This window comes from Blastococcus capsensis (genome assembly GCF_030165005.1).
Classification (GTDB): Bacteria; Actinomycetota; Actinomycetes; order Mycobacteriales; family Geodermatophilaceae; genus Blastococcus; species Blastococcus capsensis.
The window spans coordinates 273,256-296,848 of sequence record NZ_JASNNW010000002.1 but is presented as its reverse complement, the minus strand read 5'-3'; the positions used below and the strand labels follow the sequence as shown (position 1 = coordinate 296,848).

Below are 23,593 nucleotides of genomic sequence, written 5' to 3'. Positions count from 1 at the left end.
GCCCTGGCTCACGCCAGCAGGGCGTCGATCGCCTTGTGGATCCGCTGCTCCGACACCGGCCGCGGGGTGCCCACGCTCTGGGCGAACAGCCCGACCCGGAGCTCCTCGATCATCCAGCGCACCCGGGTCACCGGGTCCTCGGGCGCCCCGGTCGAGGGCACCTGACGGCGCAGCTGCTCGTACTCGGCGGTCACCGCCGCGACCTGCTGCGTCCAGAGTTCGTCGCGGGCGGTGTTCGCCGGGAGCTTTCCCAGCCGGTGGACCATCGCCCGGAGGTACCGGACGACGTCGGGCAGCCGCCGTCGCCCGGTGGCGGCCACGAAGCCGCGGTGCAGCAGCCCGGCCATCTGCCGGCGCAGGTCCGCGACGGCGGCCTCCGGCACCCGGCGGGCCGGTGCGGCACCGATCGCGACCGCCACCTCCCGCGCCTGGGTGAGCACTGCCTCGACGCGGCGCACGGTGTCGGCGGTGAGCGGGGACAGCTGCTGCTTCGCCGTCGCCACCAGCGCGGCGAACGCGTCCGGGTCGCGCGGCGGCCCACCGGCGGCGGCGATCAGCTCGTCGGCGGCCGCATCGACGCAGTCGGCGACCAGGTCGGGGATCTCGCCGTCCGGGTTGAACTGCAGCGCCAGGCGGGTGGCCGGCCCGAGCCCCTTGACCACCTGCTTGGCCGGCGAACCGGCGACCAGCACCAGCAACCGCCGGGACCCCCGCCAGGACAGCCGGGTCGCCTCGGCCTCGGTCGGCACGATGCGGACGCCGACGGTCGCCCCCTCGTCGACCAGCGCCGGGTAGGCGGTCACCGCGTGCGCGCCGCGGCGCACCTCCACGGTGCGGGGCAGCGTCCCGACGTCCCAGCTGGTCAGGCCGGTGCGCTCCAGCTCGGAGGCGGCCCGGGCCAGGCTCGCCCGCGCCTGGGGCGCGACCTGCGCCTTGAGCGCCGCCAGGTCCTTCCCGCTGGCCAGCGTCCGCTGCTGGTCGTCGAGCACGCGGAAGGTCGCCCGCAGGTGGTCGGGCACCTGCCCGGGCTGCCAGGCGTCCAGCGGGATGACCACGCCGGCCGCCCGGCGCAGCTCCCGATCCAGCGCCGGCAGCAGCGGCTCACCCGCGTCGATCCGCGGCAGGACCTCGCGCACCCGGTCCGGGATGGGGACGAGCGCACGGCGCAGCTGCTTGGGCAGCGTGCGCAGCAGCGCCGTCACCAGCTCCTCCCGCAGCCCGGGGACGGTGAACGCCAGCGACTCCCCGGACGTCGCGCCCACCACGGTGTCCAGCACGCCGAGGGGGACGTCGACGGTGACACCGTCCTCCGGCGCGCCCGGGGAGAACGCGTAGGACAGCGGCAGGGTGAGGCGACTGCCCGTCCCGCCCCCCGCCCCGGCATCCAGCGGTACCTCGTCGGGATAGTCCTCGACGCGCACCCCGGCCGCCACGGCGGCGTTGGTCAGCATCTCGGGGGTGAATGTGAGCAGGGCGGGCTGCTCGTGCCGGGCCCGCTTCCACCAGCGGTCGAAGTGCCGGGTGGAGACGACGTCGGCGGGGATGCGCGCGTCGTAGAGCTCGAACACCGTCTCGTCGTCGACGGCGATGTCCCGGCGGCGGGCGCGTTCCTCGAGTGCGGCCACCTGCTCGATCGCCCGCTGGTTCTCGGTCCAGAACCGGTGGTGCGTGGTCCACTCCCCCTGCACGAGCGCGTGCCGGATGAACAGCTCCCGGGAGACGACCGGGTCGATCGAGCCGTACTGGACCCGCCGGCCGACGACGAGCGGGAGCCCGTAGAGGGTGACCCGCTCGGTGGCGACGACGGAACCGCGCTTGGCGTCCCACCGCGGCTCGCTGTACTGGCGCTTGACCAGGTGAGCCGCGAGCTCCTCCACCTCCTCCGGGTCGATGCGCGCCACCGTGCGGGCGAACAGCCGGCTGGTCTCGACCAGCTCGGCGGCCACCACCCAGCGCGGCGGCTTCTTCGCCAGCGGCGTCCCGGGGGCGATCACGAACCGGGTGTTGCGCGTGCCCAGGTACTCGCGGCCCGGCCGCTTGTCGCGCTGTGCTTCCTGCCCGCCCCGCCGCCCCTGGCCGAGCTCCGTCTGCATGCCGACGTGCGACAGCAGCCCCGCCAGGAGAGCGGCGTGGATCCCCTTCTCGTCGGGCTCGGCGGCGGGCTCCCCCACCGCCATCCCGAGTCGCCGGGCGGTGCCGCGCAGCTGACCGTGCAGGTCCTGCCACTCCCGGATGCGCAGGTAGTGCAGGAACTCCCGCTTCACCGTGCGGCGGAACTGGTTCCCGCTGAGCACATCCTGCTGCTCGCCCAGGTAGCGCCAGAGGTTGAGCAGCGCGAGGAAATCGGAGTTCTCGTCGGTGAACCGGGCGTGCATCTGGTCGGCGGCCTGCTGGTGCTCCGTCGGCCGCTCGCGCGGGTCCTGGATGGTGAGCCCGGCGGCGATGACCAGCACCTCGTCCAGCACCCCGCGGGTGTCGGCCTCGACCACCATCCGGGCCATCCGCGGGTCGAGCGGGAGGGCGGCCAGCGACCGGCCGGTCGCGGTGAGCTTCCCGTCCTCGTCGAGCGCGTGCAGCTCCTCGAGCAGCGCCAGCCCGTCGGCGACCGCACGGCGGTCCGGCGGGTCGACGAACGGGAAGTCGGCGACGTCGCCCAGGTCGAGCGACGCCATCTGCAGCAGCACCGACGCGAGGTTGGTCCGCAGGATCTCCGGGTCGGTGAACTCCGGCCGGCTGTCGAAGTCGGCTTCGGTGTAGAGCCGGATCGCGATCCCCGGTCCCAGCCGTCCGCAGCGCCCGGAGCGCTGCCGGGCCGAGGCCTGGCTGACCGGCTCGATCGGCAGCCGCTGGACCTTCGTCCGATGGCTGTACCGGGAGATGCGGGCGGCGCCGGGGTCGATGACGTACCGGATGCCGGGCACGGTCAGCGAGGTCTCGGCGACGTTGGTGGCCAGCACGATCCGGCGTCCGGAGTGCGGGGCGAAGACCTTGTGCTGGTCGGCCGCCGACAGCCGGGAGTAGAGCGGGACGACCTCGGTGCCCGCCGGCGCACGTTCGCCCAGCGCGTCGGCGGTGTCGCGGATCTCGCGCTCGCCGGCGAGGAACACCAGGATGTCGCCGGGCCCTTCGGCGACGAGCTCGTCTACCGCGTCGAGGATCGCGCTGACCTGGTCGCGATCGGGGTCGGCGTCCTCGTCGTCGGGGTCGACCACCGGGCGGTAGCGGACCTCGACCGGGTACGTCCGCCCGCTCACCTCCACGACCGGGGCGCCCGAGAAGTGTGCGGCCACCCGCTCCACGTCGATCGTCGCCGAGGTGATGACCAGCTTCAGGTCGGGCCGCCTCGGCAGCAGCTGGGCGAGGTAGCCCAGCAGGAAGTCGATGTTGAGGCTCCGCTCGTGCGCCTCGTCGAGGATGATCGTGTCGTACTGGCGCAGCAGGCGGTCGTGCGCGATCTCGGCCAGCAGCACGCCGTCGGTCATGAGCTTGACCAGCGTCGAGTCCGACACCTGGTCGTTGAAGCGCATCTTGTAGCCGACGGCCTCGCCCAGCGGGGTCTCCAGCTCCTCGGCGATCCGCTCGGCGACGCTGCGCGCGGCGATCCGGCGCGGCTGGGTGTGCCCGATGCGACCGCGCACACCGCGACCGAGCTCGAGGGCGATCTTCGGCAGCTGCGTCGTCTTGCCCGACCCCGTCTCGCCGGCCACGACGACCACCTGGGCGTCGCGCAGCGCGGCGGCGATGTCGTCCCGCCGGGCGCTGACCGGCAACTCCGCGGGGTAGCTGATCACCGGGACGGCGGCGCGGCGGCGCGCCATGCGGGCCTCCGCGGCGTCGACGTCGGCTGCCAGGCGCTCCCGCTGACGCTCTCGTGCCTGCGGGTCGCGGGTCCGTCGCAGGCCGTCGAGGCGCCGGCGGAGGCGGTGCTCGTCGGCGAGGGTCAGCCCGGCGAGGCGCTCCCGGAGGTCGTCGCGCGCCCGGAGGATTTCCGGCGGTGCACTCACGGGCGGGCTCGCGTTCCTCTCGGCGGACACGGGTATCGGGTGCGCGTCGTCCGGCTGCGCGCCGGGGCCACGCCCAAGGATCGCACTGCCGGGCCGCCTCCCGGGCAGGCATGGGCGGGATCACAGCCGGTGCAGCCGCAACGTATTGCTTGGCAACTGCAACGGGTTGTAGCGTGCACCCGTTCCCGCGTCCTTGGAGTTCCATGCACCGCCACCCCGGGGCCGACCGGCTCGCCGAGGTCGCCATGCTCTCCGAGCAGCTGCCCCGGTTCATGCGCCTGGTCCATGCCATGAAGAGCCAGCCGAGCGGCCCCGACGTCCGGGACCGCGCCGCGCTCGTCCTGCTCTACCCGCTGGTGCGGCAGGGGCCGATCCGGCAGGGCACGCTCGCCGAGCTGGTGCACGCCGACCCCTCGACCGTCAGCCGGCACGTCGCGGCACTGGTGGAGCGAGGTCTGGTGCGACGGGTCGCCGACGAGTCCGACGGCCGGGCGAGCCGCCTGGTGGTGACCGATGCCGGCCATGCCGCCCTCGACGCGCTCCGCGCCGAGCGCACCGCACACCTGGAGCAGGTGACCGCGGATTGGGACCTGGCCGAGCTCGCCACGCTCACCACCCTCTTCGGCCGCCTGCTCGACGACCTCGCGGCCGGTCTGCCGAGGAGCACCGACCCCTGCCCCGCCGAACGCACCCTTCCCCACCCAGTCGGAGAGCACCGATGAGCCGGTCCACCCGCACCACCGCGGCCGGGCGCCGCGACGCCCGGGCTGCCGCCGCTGCCCCGGACGCCGAAGGGGGCTTCTCCCACCGGCAGATCGTCACGATCCTGGCCGGCCTCATGGTCGCGATGTTCCTGGCGGCCCTCGACCAGACCGTCGTGTCGACGGCGATCCGCATCATCGCCGACGACCTGCAGGGCTACGACCTGCAGGCCTGGGCGACGACGGCGTTCCTGATCACCTCGACGATCGCCACCCCGCTGTACGGCAAGCTCTCCGACATCTACGGCCGCCGGCCGTTCTACCTGTTCGCGATCACCATCTTCGTGGTCGGCTCGGCGCTGTGCGGCATCGCCGACTCGATGTACCAGCTGGCGGCCTTCCGGGCGGTCCAGGGCATCGGCGCCGGCGGGCTCATGTCGCTGGCGCTGGCGATCATCGGCGACATCGTCCCGCCGCGGGAGCGCTCGCGGTACCAGGGCTACTTCATGGCCGTGTTCGGCACCTCGAGCGTGCTGGGACCGGTCATCGGCGGATTCCTGGCCGGGCAGTCGTCCATCCTCGGCCTGGACGGCTGGCGCTGGATCTTCTGGATCAACGTGCCGCTCGGCATCCTGGCCTTCATCGCGGTCTCCCGCGTGCTGCACCTGCCGCACGAACGACGCGAGCACCGGATCGACTGGCCCGGGGCGCTCGCCCTGATCACCTTCCTCGTGCCGCTGCTGATCATCGCCGAGCAGGGCCGCACCTGGGGCTGGACGTCGGGGCGGGCACTGGCCTGCTATGCCGTCGGCGCCGTCGGCTTCGCCCTGTTCGTCCTCGCCGAGCGGGCGTACCGCGACGACGCCCTGCTCCCGCTGCGGATGTTCGGCAACCGCACCTTCACCGTCAGCGCGATCGGCAGCGTCGTCATGGGCGCCGGGATGTTCGGCGGCCTGCTCCTCCTGCCGCAGTACCTGCAGATCGTCCAGGGCTCCAGCGCGACCGTCGCGGGCCTGCAGATGATCCCGCTGGTCGCCGGCATCATGACCGGCGCGATGGGCTCGGGCATCGCCATCTCCAGGACCGGCCGGTACAAGGTCTTCCCCCTGGTCGGCATCGCGTTCATGGTGGTGGCACTGGCCTCGATGTCGTTCGTCGTCGGCGCGGACACCTCGGTGTGGGCGCTGGTGCCCTTCATGGTGCTGCTGGGCCTGGGGCTGGGCTTCAACTTCCAGCCGGTGATCCTCGCCGTGCAGAACGCCGTCTCCCCGCGGGAGATGGGCGTGGCGACGTCGTCGGTCACCTTCTTCCGCCAGATGGGCGGGACGATCGGGGCGGCAGCGTTCCTGTCCATCCTGTTCACCCGGCTGCCGCAGGACATCGGGGACGCCGTCGAGGAGGCCGTGCGCGCGAACCCGGAGCTCGCCCCGCGGTTCGAGCAGCTCGGTGCCGGCAGCGGCGGCAGCCTGGACGACACGTCGTTCATCCAGGAGCTGCCCGCCGTCCTGGCGCAGCCGTTCAAGGTCGGGTTCTCCGATTCGATCGACCTGGTGTTCCTCATCGCCGCCGGCATCGTGGCCATCGGCTTCTTCGTCCTGCTGTTCCTGCCCCAGCTGCCGCTGAGCACCAAGTCGGGCATCCAGGCCCGGCAGGGGAAGGCGGCCGGGACGGCGACCAGCGACCCGTACGACCCGGCGGAGGAGGCCGTCGAGGCCGTCGGGGCCGCCGCGCCGACCTCGGTCCCGCCGCCGGTGGGCCGCCCGGGCGACACCCCCCGCTGACCCCTCCATCGCTCTACACCCACGCGAGTGCCCAGTCGTGCCGAGTGGGCCCCGGAGGTTGCCCCGGAGGGGTCCGCGCAGGCGCGACGCAGCGGCTCATCGCGTCAGAGGACCCGCCTGGCCGCGGTGTCGTCCGGAGGACGACAATGTGCACCGTGCCGTCGTCGTCTCTGATCCTGTCCCGCCGTGACCTGGACTTCCTGCTCAACGAGTGGCTGGACGTCGAGTCCCTGACCAAGCGGGCCCGGTTCACCGAGCACTCGCGCGAGACGTTCGACGCCGTCCTCGACCTGGCCGAGCAGATCGCCACCGAGCACTTCGCGCCGCACAACCGCACGGCCGACGAGAACGAGCCGCGGATGGTCGACGGCAAGGTGCAGCTCATACCCGAGGTGGCGAAGGCGCTGGAGGTCTTCGCCGAGGCCGGTCTGATGGCCGGTGAGTTCGACGAGGAATTCGGCGGCATGCAGCTGCCGCACGTCGTCGGCCAGGCCGTGTTCGCCTGGTTCAAGGCGGCCAACGTCGGCACCTCGGCCTATCCGTTCCTGACCATGGGCAACGCCCGCCTGCTGCTCGCCCACGGCAGCCGCGAGCAGATCGACACCTACGTGGCGCCGGAGATCGAGGGCCGCTGGTTCGGCACCATGGCGCTGTCCGAGCCGCAGGCGGGGTCCTCGCTGGCCGACATCACCACCAAGGCCGTTCCCCAGGACGACGGCACCTACCGGCTCACCGGCAACAAGATGTGGATCTCCGGCGGCGACCACGAGCTGACGGAGAACATCGTCCACCTGGTGCTGGCCAAGATCCCTGGCGGGCCGCCCGGGGTGAAGGGCATCTCGCTGTTCATCGTGCCCAAGTTCCTGGTGGACGACGACGGCTCGCTGGGTGAGCGCAACGACGTCGTGCTGGCCGGGCTCAACCACAAGATGGGCTACCGCGGGACGACGAACACCCTGCTCAACTTCGGTGAGGGCGTGCACACCCCCGGCGGGCAGGCCGGCGCGGTCGGCTACCTCGTGGGCGAGCAGCACCGCGGCCTCACCTACATGTTCCACATGATGAACGAGGCGCGGATCGGCGTCGGGATGGGCGCGACCGTGCTGGGCTACACCGGCTACCTCCACGCGCTGGAGTACGCGCGCACCCGCACGCAGGGGCGCCCGCCGGCCGGGAAGGCCATGACGTCCAAGGGCGTGTCCACCCCGATGGTGCCGATCATCGAGCACACCGACGTCCGGCGGATGCTGCTGGCCGCCAAGTCGTACGCGGAGGGTGGGCTGGCGCTCGGGCTGTACTGCGCGCGCCTGGTCGACGAGGAGCAGACCGCGGAGACCGAGACGGAGCGCGCCCGGGCCTCGCTGCTCCTGGAGGTGCTGACGCCGATCGCGAAGGCCTGGCCCTCGCAGTGGGGCCTGGCGGCGAACGATCTCGCCATCCAGGTGCACGGCGGTTACGGCTACACCCGCGACTACCCGGTGGAGCAGTTCTACCGGGACAACCGGCTCAACCCGATCCACGAGGGCACCCAGGGCATCCAGTCGCTCGACCTGCTCGGCCGCAAGGTGGCGATGAAGGGCGGGGCCGGGCTGGCGCTGCTCGGCGAGACGATCGCCGCGACCACCGCACGGGCGGCCGGTACCGAGTGGGCCGGCTTCGCCGCCGACCTCGACGCCGCCGTGGCCCGGCTGGGTTCGGTGACCGCGACGCTGTGGGGCGCCGGCGACCCCGACGTCACGCTGGCCAACTCGCACGTCTACCTGGAGGCGACCGGCCACCTGGTCGTCGGCTGGCTGTGGCTGGAGCAGGCCCTGGCAGCCGAGAGCGGGACCAGCGACTTCCACGAGGGCAAGCGGGCCGCGGCCCGCTACTTCTGGCGCTGGGAGCTTCCCCGCACACGGGCCCAGTTCGACCTCCTGGAGTCGCTGGACCGCACGGTCCTCGACACCGGGGACGCCTGGCTCTGAAGCGGACCCGCTCCTCCTCATCCCTCGCAGGCTCGGGTCGAGCCTCGGGAGGGGGCCGGACAGCACGGCGCCCCGCCACTCCGGAGGGAATGGCGGGGCGCCGTCGTGCGTGGTGCGGAAGTCAGGCCCTGACGGCCTCCGAGGCGGTGTGCCGGCCGCTCGAGGCGCGCTTCGCCGCGCGCTGCTCCTGCTCGTAACGGGCGGTGGACTGCGTGCCCATCGCGATGACCAGGGCCGTCAGGAGCAGGAACCCCAGCAGGGTCACAGCCGGCCACACCATCATCAAGTCGCTCTCCTCGGTACATCGGGTATCGCCGCCGGGTCAGGGGCGGGCAACACGTCGTCGGAGCACTGTGTCCCCCGAACCACCCCGTCTCAATCGTCCGATCGGGCACATCACCTGACGGCGTGTGAGCGAGGACACACTCCCGGGTGCCGGAACCGCGCCGTCCCGGCGCCAGGGCGCCGTGGTCTGATCTCGGGGTGTCCGACCCCACAGCCGCGCCGACGGCCCGGCCGGGCGCGGACACCCGGCCGGCGGTGCTCGTCCTGGCCCTCTCCCTGGGCGTCACCACGCTGTCGCTGCTGCAGAGCCTGGTCGTCCCCTCGCTCGGGCGGATCGAGGACCAGCTCGACATCTCGGCCGGGGCGGCCGGGTGGGTGCTGACGGCGAACCTCCTCGCCGCCGCCGTCCTCACCCCGGTCCTGGGCCGGCTCGGCGACCTGCGGGGTGAGCGCCCCGTCATCCTGGGGATCCTCGCCGTGGTCTCGCTCGGCACCCTGCTGGCCATCGTGACGACGTCCCTGCCGCTGCTGCTCGTCGCCCGCGTGCTCCAGGGGGCGTCGTACGGGCTCTTCCCCCTCTCGATGAGCGTGCTCCGCCGCGAGCTCCCGGACAACCGGCTGAGCGTGGCGATGTCGGTGGTCAGCAGCACGCTGGCCGTCGGCGGGGTGGCCGGCCTGGTCGCCACCGGCCTGCTCACCGGCGACGGCGGCGACTACCGGCACCCGTTCTGGATCGGCCTCGCGGTCGCGCTGCTCTCCCTGGCGCTGGCCGCCTGGCTGCTGCCCGCGCGCCGGGTCACCGGGAGCGGGCGGGTCGACTGGTGGGGGGCGATCGTGCTCGGGGCCGGGCTGGTCCTGCTGCTGCTGCCGCTCTCCCAGGGCCCCGCGTGGGGCTGGGCCTCGCCGGCCACCGTCGGCTGCCTGGCCGCAGCCGTCGTCGTGCTGACCGGATGGGTGCTACTGCAGCGGCGGAGCACCCATCCCCTCGTGCGGCCGGCGATGCTCGCCGACCGGCGGACGGTGGTGCCGAACCTGGCCGGGTTCATGACCGGCATCGCCCTGTTCGCCTCCTTCCTCGCGATCCTCCAGTACGTGCAGTCACCCCCCGGGGTCACCGGGTACGGCTTCGGGGCCGGGGTGCTGGAGGCCGCGGTCGTCTACCTGCTCCCCGGCGGCGTCGTCGGCATCGTCGTGGCACCCTTCGCCGGGCGGGTGGTCGGCCGCTTCGGGGCGTTGCCGACCCTCGCCGCCGGGGCGCTCTCCGGGATCGCCGGGTTCGGCGTGCTGGCCGGCCTCCGGGAGGAGCCGTGGCTGGTCGTCCTCGCCGGTGTGCTGACGCAGCTGGCAGTGACGGTGGCCTACGCCGCGCTGCCGGCCCTCGTCGTCGATGCCGTCGAGGAGGAGGAGACCGGCGTGGCCAACGCGGTGAACTCCATCGCCCGCTCGGTGGGCCAGGCGCTGGGCAGCACGCTGGCCGTCACGATCATCGCCGGCAGCCTCGACCCGGCCACCGGGCTCCCGCGGGCCGTCGCCTTCACGCAGGTCGCCCTGATCGGTGCGGGGGCCTCCGCGGTCGTCGTCGTGGTGGTGGCGCTCGGGATGCGCGGCGACCGGCGCGCCGGCCGCGATCGACGGGCAGACCCGCTCGCCGACGTGGAGCGGGCCACCGCCGGCGCCGGCGAGTGGTCACCGGTGTCCGGCATCCGCTGACCGCCGGCGCCGGTGGCGCCCGAACCGTTACCGGCGGGTCCGGCATGGAACGGGACCGTCCGGGGCATCGGAGATCCGACCGTTCCCGCTTTCCGGAGGACTTCTCATGGCCCGACCCACCGGCTCGTCCGGCCACACCACAGCGGACACGCGATTCGCCGACAACCGCGCCGAGGGCGATCCCGCGCCGCACGACGACGTCGTCAACGGAACGCGGGCCGACAAGGCCCCCACGGGCGCGGACGCCGGCACCGGCACGGGTGCCACGCTCAAGCGCGCCGCCAAGGAGTTCGGCGAGGACGGCCTCACCGACTGGGCGGCGTCGCTGACCTACTACGGCGTGCTCGCGCTGTTCCCCGCCCTGACCGCCCTGGCGGCCGTCGTGGGCCTCTTCACCACCCCGCAGCAGCTCACCGACGCGTTGACCGCGGTGGTGCCCCAGTCGGCGGCGGAGACCCTCAACCCGGTCATCCAGCAGATCGCCGGTCAGCAGGCGCCCCTCGGGTGGGCTCTCGTCCTCGGCCTCGTCGGCGCCCTGTGGACGGCGTCCGGCTACGTCGGCGCCTTCACCCGCGCGGCGAACGTCGTCTACGAGACGCCGGAAGGCCGCAAGATCTGGAAGCTCAAGCCGCTGCAGCTGCTGGTCACCCTGATCGGCATCCTGTTCGCCGCGCTCATCGTCGCGATGATCGTGCTCAGCGGCCCGGTGGTCGACGCCATCGGCCAGGCCATCGGGCTCGGTGACACCGTCCTGACAATCTGGACCTGGGCCAAGTGGCCGGTGCTCCTGGTGATCCTGGCGCTGATGATCGCCGTCCTGTACTACTCGACGCCGAACGTGAAGCTGCGCGGGTTCAAGTGGGTCAGCCCCGGCGCGGGCGTCGCGATCCTGGTGGCGGTCGTCGCCTCGGCGCTGTTCGCCTTCTACGTGGCCAACTTCGGCAGCTACAACGCCACCTACGGCGCGCTGGCCGGTGTGGTGATCTTCCTGATCTGGTTCTGGCTGATCAACCTGGCGCTGCTCTTCGGCATCGAGCTCGACGCCGAGCTGGAGCGGACGAAGGAGCTGAAGGAGGGCGTCCCGAGGGCGGACAAGGAGATCCAGCTCGACGCCCGCGACGACCCGAAGCCGCAGCAGACGACCTGAGCCGTCGGCACGACGCAAGAACGGCCCCCTCTCGGATCCGGGAGGGGGCCGTTCTGCGTCGTTCGGTCAGCGGCTGGTCGGTGGCCTGTCGCCGCGGCGGGACAGCGGCACCCGCTCCACCACGCCGGCGACGGCGGCCAGCCGCTGGCCGACCGGCCGGACCCGCCGGAGCCAACCGGAAATCGGCCCGTCCTGCCAGGAGCGCCGGTCCGACATGCCCAGGTTGCCCGGCCACCGCCCGGGTAGGTGCCGGGCCCAGTCCCCCGGCACAGAGGCGGCACCCCCGATGAGCGACCGGTCGGCGATCACGTCGGATTTCTACGACCTCGAGGCTCTGCTCGACGACGACGACCGGACGCTGCTGTACCGCGTCCGCACGTTCATGGGCGAGCAGGTCGAGCCGATCATCAACGAGCACTGGACGCGCGCGGAGTTCCCGCACCACCTCATCCCGGCCATGGCCGAGCTGGGCATCGCCGGCACCTCGATCCAGGGGTACGGCTGCCGCGGCCGCTCGCCGCTGCTCGACGGGATGATCTCCATGGAGCTCTCCAAGGGTGACCCGTCCATCTCCACGTTCATGGGCGTCCACGGCGGCCTGGCCATGGGTTCGATCTACCTGTGCGGCTCCGAGGAGCAGAAGGAACGCTGGCTGCCGGCCATGGCCCGCATGGAACTGATCGGCGCGTTCGCCCTGACCGAGCCCGACCACGGCTCCGACGTCGCCCGCGGCCTGCAGACGACGTGCCGGCGGGACGGGGACGCCTGGGTGCTGGACGGCGAGAAGAAGTGGATCGGCAACGCCACGTTCGCCGACCTGGTCATCGTTTGGGCCCGGGACGTCGAGACCGACCGGGTGCTCGGTTTCGTCGTCGAGCAGGGCACGCCGGGCTTCACCGCCGTGAACCTCGAGGACAAGATCGCGCTCCGGGTGGTGCAGAACGCGCACATCATCCTGGAGGGCGTGCGCGTGCCCGAGGAGAACCGGCTGCAGGAGGCGCACAGCTTCCGGGAGACGGCGAACGTGCTGCGGATGACCCGCGCCGGCGTCGCCTGGTCGGCGGTGGGCTGCTCCCGCGGCGCCTACGAGCACGCACTCCGCTACGCCCTGGGCCGCCGGCAGTTCGGCCAGCCGATCGTGGAGTTCCAGCTCGTCCAGGACCTGCTGGTGCGCATGCTCGGGAACATCACCGCCTCGGCGGCGATGTGCGCGCGACTGTCCCACCTGCAGGGGGCGGGCGAGATGACCGACGAGCAGGCGTCCCTGGCGAAGGCCTTCTGCACCATGCGGATGCGCGAGACCGTCGGCTGGGCCCGTGAGCTGATGGGCGGGAACGGGATCCTGCTGGAGAACCACGTCGGCCGCTACGTCGCCGACGCCGAGGCGATCTACAGCTACGAGGGCACGCGTGAGGTGAACACGCTGATCGTCGGCCGCGGCGTCACCGGGTCCAGCGCCATCGTCTGAACGGTCCTGCTGCACGTGGGCATACGCGCGTCGCGAGCCAGATTCGTCAGTACCCGCACCTAACCTCAGGGCAACGGTTCGCTCCGGCCTCCACCGGTTGTGCGATGCAGCGGTTTCGCGAAGGAGTTCCCTCGGACATGCACCTTGCCCTGGCCAGCCTCGATGCGCTGGATGACGACAAGGCACGCCCCCTGGGCAACACGCGGGTCACGGGGAAGGAGCAGTTCTACACACCGCCGCAGATCGCGCGCGACGTAGTGTCCGTCCTCCTGCGCGAAGTTCCTGATGCGACGTCAAGGCCCTGGCTGGAGCCGGCCGGGGGCACCGGAGCGTTCATCGACGCGGCCGAGGCGGTGGGCGTGGAACGGGTCTTGAGCTACGACATCGAGCCCCATCATCCCAAGGTGATCCTGGGCGACTTCCTCGTGCAGCACCTAGATCTCACCGGGGCAGTCGCCGTCAGCAACCCCCCGTTCGGACGCAACAATGCGCTGTCGATCCCATTCTTCAACCGGTGCGCCGAGCACTGCGACTACATTGCGTTCATCGTTCCCCGCTCCTGGCGGAAGTGGAGCGTGGTCAACCGATTGGATGGCCGCTTCCATCTCATCAGCGACACCGATCTGGACATCAACTACGTCAACGTCAAGGGCGAGGACGTCTACGCCAAGAACAACTTGAGGACGTGCGTACAGATTTGGCGCCGTGAGGAATTCGCACGACCACTCGTCAAGGTTGAGGACCGCGGTGTCGTGGAGAAGTGCTCCCCCGTCGACGCCGACGTCGCCCTCACGATCTTCGGCTACGGCTGCGGGGCCGTGAAGACCACATTTCCGCGTCGAAAAGTCACCACCCAGATGTACCTAAGACTGGTCCACCCTCGCGCGCTCGAGGCGCTTCACTCCGTAGACTTCAGCCGATTCTTCAACAACGTCGCCTACACCGAGGCACTTTCGTTTCAGGAAATCAACTATCTGCTGAACGAATTCCTTTTCGGCGATCCGGGCGTGGTGGCCGCCGCCGGCCGGTCGGCCGACGGGGGCCACCTGTTCTGACGCGTCACAACCGAACGGTGCTGGCCAGCATGTCCAACAGCGCAGTCCGCGAAATCTTCCTCGGATCGATCTTCGAGAGGCTGGCAAGCACCGTCTCTGTGGGTATCACGAAGTAGCGGAACGGAATACTGGCCGCATAGCCGCTGGTATTCGTATAGATGTAGAAGTCGTTCTTGTCGAACCCGGAAAGCCTGCACATTTCCAGCGCCTGCGCGTAGTCGCCTAAATCAAGAAGCTGCTTGATTCGGGGGCCGTGATTATTGGGCCCGAAGGTGCTGGAGGCACTCGTGTGGAACAAGTCGAAGGCGGGCCTGGGCCACAGCTCGGGATCCCGGTACGACTTCACCTCGTAGCCGCGGCCCTCGTCGTCGATCAAGTCCGACGAGCCGCCTTCGCTGTTTTCTCGCAGACCGGATAGCCGGGCGACCAGGTGCTGAAAAAGAATGTAGCTGGCTCGACCGTTACTGAGCGTCGCAGACACGTCGAGGCTCGGACCGCTAGACAGGTTCAGCGTCAGGGAGTCGATGTCGAGCTCGTAGAGAGTGAAGGGTACGCAGTAGGGGTCGGTCACGCCAGGAAACCTAGAGGGCGGTCATCGATGGCCGCGACTTCCATGCCGCGTGTCGCGTCCAAGCGATCGCGACAGTCACCCCGGTCCGGACGCAGTGCCGGGGCCCGACAGGTGTGGTTCAGTGGGACAGGTCACAACTGCGTCTCGGGGCGGCGCCGCCGCCTCCCGGGCAGCGCGCCGAAGGAGACCATCGATGGCCCAGCCGAAGACCGAACCGGCCCGTACGGCCTCGGCTCCCCCTGCCCAGCCCTCCGACGCCGCCCCCGCCGCCGGAGGCCCCGAGCAGGCGGCCGAGGCGGCGATGGGGCTCGACATGGTGCTGGTCGACGCCGCGCGCGGGCCGCTGCGCCGGCTCGTGCCGCCGGCCGGCACCGCGCTGCGCTTCGGCTCGGCGCTGGCCCGCAAGCCGGACGTGGTGGCGCGCCGCGGCGGCGAGCTGGCCCGCGAACTCGGGAAGGTCGCGGTCGGCCGTTCGGAGCTGGCGCCGGGCAAGAAGGACAAGCGCTTCGCCGACCCTGCCTGGAGCGGCAACCCGCTGCTCAGGCGGGCCATGCAGGCGCACCTGGCGACGGCGCGGGTCGCCTGGGAACTCATCGAGGACGCCGACCTCGACTGGCAGGACGACGAGCGGATCCGGTTCACCGCGACGAACCTGGTGGACGCCCTCGCGCCCAGCAACGTCCCCGGGCTCAACCCGGTGTCGCTCAAGGCCGTCATCGACACCGGTGGGGCCAGTGCCGTCAAGGGCTTGCGGCGATTGGCCAAGGACCTCGCCAGCCCCCCTCGGGTGCCGACCATGGTCGAGCCCGACGCGTTCACCGTCGGCGAGGACCTCGCGGTCACCCCGGGCGCGGTCGTCTTCCGCAACGAGGTCTTCGAGCTGATCCAGTACCGGCCGACGACCGAGACCGTGCGCGCGCTGCCGCTGGTGATGGTGCCGCCGACGATCAACAAGTACTACATCGCCGACCTCGCCCCCGGCCGGAGCATCATCGAGCACTACGTGGCCAGCGGCCAGCAGGTGTTCATGATGTCGTGGCGCAACCCCGACGAGCGGCACGCCGACTGGGATCTCGACACCTACGGGCAGGCGGTGCTCGACGCCATGGACGCGGTCGAGCAGGTCACCGGCCAGGCGCACGTGGCGCTCCAGGCCATCTGCTCGGGCGGGATCATCACCGCGATGGTGCTGGCCCACCTGGCCGCCACGGGGAAGCAGGACCGGGTGCGCGCGGCCAGCTTCATGGTCACCGTGCTCGACTGGAACCGCGCCGGAACCATGGCGGCGCTCATGGACGAGAAGGCGGTGCAGGCCGCCACCGAGCGCTCGCGGAAGAAGGGCTACCTCGACGGGGCCCAGCTGGCCGAGGTGTTCGCCTGGCTGCGGCCCAACGACCTGGTGTGGAACTACTGGGTCAACAACTACCTGCAGGGCAAGCCGCCGCCGAACTTCGACATCCTGTTCTGGAACTCCGACACCACCCGGATGACCGCCGGGCTGCATCGCAGCTTCATCGAGGTGGCGCTCCAGAACAGGCTGACCCAGCCGGGAGCCTCGAGCATGCTGGGTTCGCCGGTGGACCTGTCGTCGGTCACGGTGGACAGCTACGTGACCGCGGGGATCGCCGACCACATCTGCCCGTGGCAGGCCTGCTACCGCAGCACCCAGCTGCTCGGCGGGGAGAGCCGCTTCATCCTGTCGACCAACGGCCACATCGCCTCGCTGGTGAACCCGCCCGGCAACCCGAAGTCGACCTTCCAGGTGGCGGAGTCCACGCCCTCGGACCCCGACCGGTGGCTGGCGCAGGCCCAGACCGTCAAGGGCTCGTGGTGGCCGGACTTCATGAGCTGGCTCGGCGACCGCTCCGGGGAGGAGATCCCCGCGCCGCGCGAGCTGGGCGGCAACGGGCTCACCGTCCTGGCCGAGGCCCCGGGGACGTATGTCTTCGACAAGTAGGGCGGGGGTCGTCCGCAGCCTGACCGTGGGCGGGCGGACGCTGCGGGTCGCCGTCCGGGCAGGCACCGACGACGAGGTGCCGCCGCTGCTGCTGATGAACGGCATCGGGGCGAGCCTGGAGGTGCTGCAGCCCCTCGTCGACGCGCTCGACCCGCGGCGGACCGTCATCCGCTTCGACGTGCCGGGCGTGGGTGGGTCGCCCCGCCCCGTCGTCCCGTACGTGCTCTCGACGCTGACGCCGGTGGTGGCCGGGCTGCTCGACCGGCTCGGGCACACCGGGCAGGTGGACGTGCTGGGCCTGTCGTGGGGCGGCGGGCTGGCCCAGCAGTTCGCCGTGCAGCACCGGCGGCGCTGCCGGCGGCTGGTGCTGGCCGCGACGGGGACCGGGACGCTCATGGTGCCGGCCAGCCCGCGGGTGCTGGCGCGGATGCTCACCCCGCGCCGGCACCGCGACCCGGAGTACGCGCGGGAGATCGCCGGCCTCCTCTACGGCGGGACGATGCGCGCCGACCCCGAGCGGGCCGCGAACGCGCTGCACACGCACACCCGGATGGGGCCCAGGCGCGGCTACTACTACCAGCTGGCGGCGAGCACCGGCTGGAGCAGCCTGCCCTTCCTCCGGCTGATCCGGCAGCCGACCCTGGTGATCGCCGGGGACGACGACCCGATCATCCCGGTGGTGAACGCACGCGTGATGGCCAGGCTCATCCCCCGCGCCCGGCTGCACGTCTACCGCGGCGGTCACATCGCGCTGATCACCGAGGCAGACGAGCTGGCCCCGGTGATCGACGGGTTCCTGGACGGTTGACCGCTCCGGGCCCGGTCATGCCCCGACGTGGCGCTCGTACTGCTCGAGGACGTCGTCGATCAGCTGTACGTGCGTGTAGTTCATGACGTCGTAGGTGGCCACGTCACTGCCCCGGCCCCCCGTTCCCCGCAGGTGCACGTCCAACCGGGGGTACCCGGCGTCCACCGGCTCGCGGACGCCCGTGCTCTGGCGGGCCACGTCCCGGGACTGGATGCGGTAGCGGAACGGCGCCATCCCGTCCCCCTCCGCCATGAGCTCGACGGCGGTGCCACCGAGGTCATCGCTGATCCAGCGCGCCTCCGACCGCAGCCCCCGCGCCCGGAGCTCGGCCGCCACCTCGGTCAGCGCCGGCCGGACCGTCTCGCGGAGGTACTGGTCCGCTCCCTCGTGCCCCGTCGGGACCGGCTCGCGGCGTCGCCGCCGGAGCCGGGCGCGGCGCCGGGCGGCGGGCCGGCGTGAGGGGCCGACCCGGTGCCGGCTGGTGGCCCGGTCGGCCTCCTGGCGCAGCGCCCGGTGCAGTCCGACCATCACCAGCACCATCACGAACCCGAACGGCAGCCCCATGATGATGGTCGCGTTCTGGAGCGCGGGCACGCCGCCGACCACCAGCATCGCGGCCGTGAGGACACCGGTGGCGACCGCCCAGACGATCCGGGTCGTGGCTGCCGCGTCGTCCTGCGGTCGCCGCAACCGTGAGGAGAGGTTGGCCATCACCAGGGCACCGGAGTCGGCCGACGTCACGTAGAAGAGCAGACCGACGAACGTCGCGATCGCGGCGATGAACGGAAAGGCCGGGTAGTCCATGAGCAGCGTGTAGAAGCCCCGCTCCGGGATGTTCATCGCCGTCTCGCCGAACGCCGCATCCCCCTGCCGGATGCGGTCGATGGCGCTGTTACCGAAGATCGACACCCACATGAGGATGTAGCTGAACGGCAGGAGCAACGTTCCGGCGACGAACTGGCGGATCGTGCGCCCCCGCGAGATCCGGGCGAGGAACAGCCCGACGAAGGACGCCCAGGCGATCCACCACGCCCAGAAGAAGAGCGTCCAGCCGTTCAGCCACGCGTCCGGCCGGTCGTAGGCGAAGGTCTGCAGCGCCAGCCCGGGAAAGCTGCTCACGAAGTCCCCGAGGTTGAGGACCAGCCCGTTGAGCAGGAACGCGGTGTTGCCGGTGACCAGGATGAAGCCGGCCAGGCCCAGGGCCAGGATGACGTTCAGCTGGGAGAGCCGCTTGATGCCCCGGTCGATACCGCTCACGGCGGAGACCGTCGCCACGGCCACGGCCACCAGGATGAGGCCGAGCTGCGCGGCCCGGCCCTCGGGGATGCCGAAGAGCACGTACAGCCCGTAGTTCAGCTGCACGACGCCGATGCCCAGTGACGTGGCGACGCCGAAGATCGTGCCCAGGATGGCTGCGATGTCCACCCCGTCGCCCAGCGCGCCGTTCACGCGCCGGCCGAAGATCGGGTAGAGCGCCGAGCGGATGGCCAGCGGCATGTTCCTGCGGTAGGCGAAGTAGGCCAGCGCCATCCCCATCAGCGCGTACATGCCCCAGCCGTTGATGCCGTAGTGGAACAGCGTCCACACCGTCGCCTCGCGGGCCGCCTCGACCGTCTCGCCTTCCCCGACCGGCGGGGCGAGGTACTGGGTCACCGGCTCGGCGACCGCGAAGAACATCAGGTCGGTGCCGATCCCGGCGGCGAAGAGCATCGACGCCCAGGCGAAGGTGCCGAACTGTGGTTCGGAGTGCTCCGGCCCGAGCTTGACCCGCCCGTACCGGGAGAACGCGATGGCCAGGACGAACACGAGCACGGCGGTGGCGAAGGCGATGTAGAACCAGCCGAACCACTCGGAGGTCCAGCCCACCAGCGAGCCGATCGTCTCCGCGGCGGACGTCGGGCTCACCATCGCCCAGAGCGCCACGGCCAGGACGCCGAGCATCGCCCCGTAGAGGACCCGGCGCCGCGGTCCGGCCCCGGACCCGGCCGATCGAGTCGCCAGATAGCTCATCTCAGCTCACCCACCCTGTTGACCGCGGTGAGCTCTGCCCACGACTCCGTTGTCCCGACACCGGCCGGATCGTGACACACCTGGCGGCGTGCGGCAGGGCGACAGCCGATCGGATCGAGTTCGGAGCCGGCGACCGCCCCGGCGCGGGGTGAACATCCGCTGGACACGGCGCCAGCGGTTCGGGGTGCGCTCGGCGTCCAGCAGCTCGGTCGCGGCCAGGACACGGTCGACCACGTGCTGCGGCGGCGGCTCGAACGGCCGCAGCGACCGGCCGGTCGTGGTGCGCAGGCTGTCGACCGCGCGCACGAGCGACCCACCGGAGGCCTCGACCGCGGCGGCCACCGTGGCGGGCTCGACCCCGAGGTGCTCGCCGAGCAACCGGTCCCGGGTCGCGAGGAGGGTGCCGGCCACCTCGGCCCGGCGCGGGTCGTCGGACCGGGCTTCGACGGTGAGGTCGCACTCCGTGTCCAGGCCCATGGACCGGTTGTTGAGGTTGGAACTGCCGATCCGCATCAGCCGGTCGTCGACCACCAGCACCTTGGCGTGCACGTAGACCGGCCGGCCCTCCTCGGTCACCGGCACGTAGATGCGGAACCGGCCGTGGACGTCGGCCTGCCGGACGATCCCCAGCAACCGGGCGCGCGCGGTCCCCATGGCCTTCTCCTCCAGCCAGCCCACCGCGGACTCCGGGTTCACGAGGACGAACTCCGGGCCGTCCACCTCGCCCAGCCGCTCGGCGATCGCCTCGGCGACCCGGCGGTTGGCGAAGTACTGGCTCTCGATGTAGACGGTGTCCCGGGCGGCCGCGATGGCGGCCAGCCACAGCAGCTCGACCTCGTGCACCAGCTCTTCTCCGCCGTGAGCCGGACGGGTGCGCGAGACCGCGACGTCGACGTCGGTGAGCAGCGGCTCCACCCCCTCCGGCCAGCAGGGCTCGACGCCGTCGACCGGCTCCAGCCGTATGCCGGTACCGCTCTCCCACCGTTCCCGGGCCAGGTCGCCGAGAGCGCGGGCCGCGGGACCGGAGACCAGGCTGGTGACGTCGTGCCAGGGGCCGGTCGGCCGCCGTGAGGTCGGCCGGTGCCGGTGCCGGTGCCAGTCCAGGTGATCGGGGGTGTCCCACCGGTCGGCCGTGACGTCGATGCCCCCGGCGAAGGCGAGGCAGTCGTCGACCACGACGATCTTCTGGTGGTGCGCGGCACCCAGCGGGTGGTGGTGGTCGACTGCGAACCGAAGGCGCTCGTGCGTCCGGCGGCGGAGCAGCGGCACCGGCAGCACCCCGCGCCGCAGCGACTCGAGCATCCCCATGCCCCACTGCAGGACGCCGATCTCCAGCTGGGGATTGCTCCGGACCGCCGCCTCGAGGACGCGCCCGAGCCGGTCGTCCCGCGCCCGGCCGGGGCTGCGCGGATCGAGCCGGATCCGGGGTTCGAAGTCCCAGCCGATGAACAGCACCCTCCGTTGCGCGGTCAGCACCGCCTGCTTCAGGACGGCGAAGTAGTCGGCGGCGTCGACGAACACCGCATGCCGGTCGGCCCGCTCGATCCGCCAGCAGGTCTCGCCCGGCACCAGGACGGCGTCGCCGTCGGCGCCTGCCACGGCAGGTCCGGCGCCGCTCGGCTGCGCCGGCGCGCCGTCAGGCATCCGCCGCCACCGTTCCGCGGGGCGCCGGGCGCCACCGGCCGGGCGACGATCGCGGGCACGGCTGGAGGCCGGGACGGGGATTCACGCCGGCGAGTCTGCCGGAGCCGGGCCGTCGGGAGCAGCCGTCCTCCCCCCGACGGGCGGCGGGCGTGTCCACCGGCCGGTCCACTGGGGTCAGACCTGCCCGGCCGGCTCGCCCCGGCACAGGAGCATTCGTCCGGCGGAACTGTCGGACCCGTCCGCGATGCTCGGCCCCGGCCACAGCACCGAGGAGCGCCGTGAATTCCATGCCCGCCCGTCCCGAGCCCCTGCGCACGGCCTGCCCGTCCCCGGCCGCACCACGCCTGCCCGCCCGGCTGCGTCGCCGCCGGAGCGTCGTCGTGCCACCGGCTCCCGGCGGCGGGGACCTTCGCTGGTCCGGGGCTGCGCGGCCCCGATCGGCCGGCGGGGCACCCCGTGGCCTGCTCCCGGGCCGGAGCCCGCCGCGCTCGACGAGGAGGTGGTTCAGCCGGTGTGTGCAGTCACCAGGTGCGCCCCGGCGGAGCCGAACTCCTCGACGGAAAAGCCCATCTGACGCAGGACGGTGGCGACGGCGGCGTTCATGGTCCGCTGCACCGCCGCGTCCATGGCTGCGCCCCGCACCTGCTGCACGCTCATCCGGTCGTGCTGGCGCCAGGTCACGAGCACGCCGAGCCCCGCCGGATGCGGCGTGAGGCAGACCCCGCCCGCGGCGTTCCCCTCGCACCCGTGCAGCGGCAGGCCCGCCTCCAGCAGCGCTGCGGTCAACTCGACCGCCACGGTCGTGACCGCGTCCTCGTCGTCGGCCATGTTCGGCTCCCAGTCCTCCGGGAGCCGGTCGAGCTGACGAGCGAGCTCGGCCAGCCACTCCCGGTCCTGCGGCGTCTGCCTCCGGGCGACGCCGCCGTCGGCGCGCCGGACGCCGTGGACGGCGGAGGCGGTCTCGGCCAGGCCGGCCGACCAGAGGGCCCAGTCGGCCTCCAGCCGGTCCGCGAACGGACCGGCCGCCGCCGTGCCACCCGCCTGGTCGACCAGCCACCACGCGGTGGCGGTGGGTGCCTCGGCGATGTGCCGCGCGGCCGGATGCGTGGCCAGGCCGACCGCGGACCGTTCCGGCGCCGGCAGCCCCGCTCCACGGGGCGCTTCGCCGCCGGCGGCGGTCCCCGCTCGCACCCGCACCTCGCCGTGCACGGGCGCCGCCTGCAGCGCCCGGACGCCGTTGCGCTCGAACTCGTAGCGGGCGGTGGAACCGGCGGCCAGGACCACGACGAGCGCGATCAGGCCGACGCAGCCCAGCAGCGGTCCGGCGACCGCCAGCAGCTCACCAGGCACGCCAGGCCCCCAGCGGCCCGGCACCCCAGGACGACGCCCGGCGCGACAGGTCCAGAACCCGGGTCGCCCACCGGTGGCGCGGCAGGCCTGCGGACCTCGGCGTCTGCGCCGGCTCGTCGGCCATCAGGTCCAGCAGCAGGGCCAGGGCCTCGCTGTCGGGGACGTCCCGGAGGGAGGCGGACGGTTCGGCGGTGGCGTGCACAGGAACTCCTCGCAGGTCGTGCTCCGCGGCTGGGAAAGCGCCGCGGACGACTCGAAGGCTAGGTCCGGACGGCGCCGGCGCCGGCCGCTGCGACGGCTTCCGGACCGGCCCCGTTTCCCTTTCGTTGCAGAGCTCCGCCGGGGCGTACGGCGACCCGCGCCAACCAGCGGCGACCTGTCGACAAGGCGCCCGTTCCTGAGCGTGCGCGCCCGCCGTCCGGGCGTCGGTCATGCCTGAGCGGCGCCGGCGCTCCGGCGTGTCGCTATCCGACGGCGGCGAGGAAGCCGAGCACCCGCTGCATCAGCAGAGCCGCTGCGGCCGGGACGTGGTCCGGCAGGCTGCGGTCGGTGAACAGGTGCCGGTCGCCCGGATAGGAGAAGAACTCGGCGCCGTCGATCGTGCCGGCGAGGGTGCGCGCGACGTCGGCGTCACCCTGCTCGTCGGCGTCCATCGTGTGGAACTGCACCGGCACCCCGGCGGGCCAGTCGTCGCCCAGCTCCCCGAGCGGGACGGCGGCGTGCATCAGCACGGCGCCGGCCGCACCCGGCCGGGTCTGGGCCAGCAGCTGCGCCGGCAGGACACCCAGGGAGAACCCTGCGTAGACCAGCCGCTCCGGCAGGTTGTCGACGGCGGCGCGGCCGCGCTGCAGGACGGTGCCGAATCCGATCGCCTCCGCGTGTGCCACGCCGTCGTCGAGGGTCGCGAACGTGCGACCTTCGTACAGGTCCGGCGTGTGGACGACGTGCCCACCCGCGCGCAGGTCGTCGGCGAAGGCTCGGCATCCCGCCGTCAGCCCCTGCGCGTGGTGGAACAGCACCAGCTCGGCCATGGCGGCAGGCTAGCCGCCGGGGACGACACGAATCGGCGCTGCGCGGTGGAGGCCGGGTCTCCGCGGCTCGTCCGTCGCGCACGGCGGGGCAGCGTCGCTGCGAG

At 72.3% G+C, this 23,593-nt stretch carries 18 protein-coding genes; 9 read left to right on the top strand and 9 right to left on the bottom strand.

Features of this window, described 5'->3' with window-relative positions; all coding sequences use genetic code 11:
- Nucleotides 1–8: 8 nt before the first annotated feature.
- Nucleotides 9–4,004 (bottom strand): ATP-dependent RNA helicase HrpA, encoded by a 3,996-nt coding sequence (hrpA, locus tag QOZ86_RS03775; RefSeq protein WP_284490613.1) that lies wholly within the window; start codon nucleotides 4,002–4,004, stop codon nucleotides 9–11.
- Between the two features lie 203 nt (nucleotides 4,005–4,207).
- Between hrpA and QOZ86_RS03770 the strand changes: the two genes are divergently transcribed.
- The 3 genes from QOZ86_RS03770 (at nucleotide 4,208) to QOZ86_RS03760 (ending at nucleotide 8,453) form a co-directional block, all read left to right on the top strand.
- Nucleotides 4,208–4,726: a MarR family winged helix-turn-helix transcriptional regulator gene (locus QOZ86_RS03770; protein WP_284490612.1), complete on the top strand. Its 519-nt coding sequence runs from the start codon at nucleotides 4,208–4,210 to the stop codon at nucleotides 4,724–4,726.
- Entirely contained in the window at nucleotides 4,723–6,486 is a 1,764-nt protein-coding gene (locus QOZ86_RS03765; RefSeq protein WP_284490611.1) for an MDR family MFS transporter, read from the top strand. The genes QOZ86_RS03770 and QOZ86_RS03765 overlap by 4 nt, the downstream gene beginning before the upstream one ends.
- 155 nt (nucleotides 6,487–6,641) lie before the next feature.
- Nucleotides 6,642–8,453, top strand: coding sequence for an acyl-CoA dehydrogenase (locus tag QOZ86_RS03760; protein ID WP_284490610.1), 1,812 nt, complete (start codon nucleotides 6,642–6,644; stop codon nucleotides 8,451–8,453).
- 121 nt (nucleotides 8,454–8,574) lie between these two features.
- Here the strand turns inward: QOZ86_RS03760 and QOZ86_RS03755 are convergent, their stop codons facing one another.
- A complete protein-coding gene (locus tag QOZ86_RS03755; RefSeq protein ID WP_284490609.1) occupies nucleotides 8,575–8,718 on the bottom strand; it encodes a hypothetical protein in 144 nt (47 codons plus the stop codon).
- Nucleotides 8,719–8,936: 218 nt separating this feature from the next.
- On the opposite strand from QOZ86_RS03755, the gene QOZ86_RS03750 reads away from it, so the two are divergent.
- Together QOZ86_RS03750 and QOZ86_RS03745 are read left to right on the top strand one after the other, a co-directional pair.
- Complete coding sequence (locus tag QOZ86_RS03750; RefSeq protein WP_284490608.1) at nucleotides 8,937–10,448, top strand: MFS transporter; 1,512 nt, start codon at nucleotides 8,937–8,939, stop codon at nucleotides 10,446–10,448.
- 106 nt (nucleotides 10,449–10,554) lie between these two features.
- The gene (locus QOZ86_RS03745; protein WP_284490607.1) at nucleotides 10,555–11,595 is read left to right on the top strand and encodes a YihY/virulence factor BrkB family protein; all 1,041 of its coding nucleotides are present in this window, start codon (nucleotides 10,555–10,557) and stop codon (nucleotides 11,593–11,595) included.
- A gap of 66 nt (nucleotides 11,596–11,661) precedes the next feature.
- Here the strand turns inward: QOZ86_RS03745 and QOZ86_RS03740 are convergent, their stop codons facing one another.
- Nucleotides 11,662–11,904, bottom strand: coding sequence for a hypothetical protein (locus tag QOZ86_RS03740; RefSeq protein ID WP_284490606.1), 243 nt, complete (start codon nucleotides 11,902–11,904; stop codon nucleotides 11,662–11,664).
- Between QOZ86_RS03740 and QOZ86_RS03735 the strand changes: the two genes are divergently transcribed.
- A complete protein-coding gene (locus QOZ86_RS03735; RefSeq protein ID WP_284490605.1) occupies nucleotides 11,882–13,063 on the top strand; it encodes an acyl-CoA dehydrogenase family protein in 1,182 nt (393 codons plus the stop codon). The two genes, QOZ86_RS03740 and QOZ86_RS03735, sit on opposite strands and share 23 nt — an antisense overlap.
- Nucleotides 13,064–13,200: 137 nt before the next feature.
- On the top strand, nucleotides 13,201–14,118 hold the full coding sequence (locus tag QOZ86_RS03730) for a hypothetical protein (protein ID WP_284490604.1): 918 nt from the start codon (nucleotides 13,201–13,203) through the stop codon (nucleotides 14,116–14,118).
- Nucleotides 14,119–14,122: 4 nt separating this feature from the next.
- Here the strand turns inward: QOZ86_RS03730 and QOZ86_RS03725 are convergent, their stop codons facing one another.
- Nucleotides 14,123–14,689 carry a hypothetical protein gene (locus QOZ86_RS03725; RefSeq protein WP_284490603.1) on the bottom strand — a complete coding sequence of 189 codons (567 nt, stop codon included), beginning with the start codon at nucleotides 14,687–14,689 and terminating at the stop codon, nucleotides 14,123–14,125.
- 193 nt (nucleotides 14,690–14,882) lie between these two features.
- On the opposite strand from QOZ86_RS03725, the gene QOZ86_RS03720 reads away from it, so the two are divergent.
- Nucleotides 14,883–16,646, top strand: a complete 1,764-nt coding sequence (locus QOZ86_RS03720) for a PHA/PHB synthase family protein (RefSeq protein ID WP_284490602.1) — start codon at nucleotides 14,883–14,885, stop codon at nucleotides 16,644–16,646.
- Nucleotides 16,630–17,454, top strand: coding sequence for a poly(3-hydroxyalkanoate) depolymerase (gene phaZ, locus QOZ86_RS03715; RefSeq protein ID WP_284490601.1), 825 nt, complete (start codon nucleotides 16,630–16,632; stop codon nucleotides 17,452–17,454). The genes QOZ86_RS03720 and phaZ overlap by 17 nt, the downstream gene beginning before the upstream one ends.
- Nucleotides 17,455–17,469: 15 nt before the next feature.
- Here phaZ and betT read toward each other — a convergent pair whose 3' ends face one another.
- The 5 genes from betT to QOZ86_RS03690 form a co-directional block, all read right to left on the bottom strand.
- Nucleotides 17,470–19,464: a choline BCCT transporter BetT gene (betT, locus tag QOZ86_RS03710; RefSeq protein ID WP_284490600.1), complete on the bottom strand. Its 1,995-nt coding sequence runs from the start codon at nucleotides 19,462–19,464 to the stop codon at nucleotides 17,470–17,472.
- A 6-nt stretch (nucleotides 19,465–19,470) separates the two neighbouring features.
- A complete protein-coding gene (locus tag QOZ86_RS03705) occupies nucleotides 19,471–21,063 on the bottom strand; it encodes a phospholipase D-like domain-containing protein (protein ID WP_284490599.1) in 1,593 nt (530 codons plus the stop codon).
- A gap of 549 nt (nucleotides 21,064–21,612) precedes the next feature.
- Complete coding sequence (locus QOZ86_RS03700; protein WP_284490598.1) at nucleotides 21,613–22,458, bottom strand: hypothetical protein; 846 nt, start codon at nucleotides 22,456–22,458, stop codon at nucleotides 21,613–21,615.
- Nucleotides 22,448–22,660 (bottom strand): hypothetical protein, encoded by a 213-nt coding sequence (locus QOZ86_RS03695; protein WP_284490597.1) that lies wholly within the window; start codon nucleotides 22,658–22,660, stop codon nucleotides 22,448–22,450. Before QOZ86_RS03695 ends, QOZ86_RS03700 begins: the two co-directional genes overlap by 11 nt.
- A 262-nt stretch (nucleotides 22,661–22,922) precedes the next feature.
- Nucleotides 22,923–23,489, bottom strand: a complete 567-nt coding sequence (locus tag QOZ86_RS03690) for a dienelactone hydrolase family protein (protein ID WP_284490596.1) — start codon at nucleotides 23,487–23,489, stop codon at nucleotides 22,923–22,925.
- Nucleotides 23,490–23,593 lie beyond the last annotated feature (104 nt).

What these genes read in the sequence shown, in the direction of transcription:
- QOZ86_RS03720 (WP_284490602.1), top strand. Translation starts at nt 14,883, where the DNA reads ATGGCCCAGCCGAAGACCGAACCGGCCCGTACGGCCTCGGCTCCCCCT.
- QOZ86_RS03690 (WP_284490596.1), bottom strand. Translation starts at nt 23,489, where the DNA reads ATGGCCGAGCTGGTGCTGTTCCACCACGCGCAGGGGCTGACGGCGGGA.
- QOZ86_RS03745 (WP_284490607.1), top strand. Translation starts at nt 10,555, where the DNA reads ATGGCCCGACCCACCGGCTCGTCCGGCCACACCACAGCGGACACGCGA.
- QOZ86_RS03765 (WP_284490611.1), top strand. Translation starts at nt 4,723, where the DNA reads ATGAGCCGGTCCACCCGCACCACCGCGGCCGGGCGCCGCGACGCCCGG.
- QOZ86_RS03735 (WP_284490605.1), top strand. Translation starts at nt 11,882, where the DNA reads ATGAGCGACCGGTCGGCGATCACGTCGGATTTCTACGACCTCGAGGCT.
- QOZ86_RS03730 (WP_284490604.1), top strand. Translation starts at nt 13,201, where the DNA reads ATGCACCTTGCCCTGGCCAGCCTCGATGCGCTGGATGACGACAAGGCA.
- QOZ86_RS03770 (WP_284490612.1), top strand. Translation starts at nt 4,208, where the DNA reads ATGCACCGCCACCCCGGGGCCGACCGGCTCGCCGAGGTCGCCATGCTC.
- phaZ (WP_284490601.1), top strand. Translation starts at nt 16,630, where the DNA reads ATGTCTTCGACAAGTAGGGCGGGGGTCGTCCGCAGCCTGACCGTGGGC.
- betT (WP_284490600.1), bottom strand. Translation starts at nt 19,464, where the DNA reads ATGAGCTATCTGGCGACTCGATCGGCCGGGTCCGGGGCCGGACCGCGG.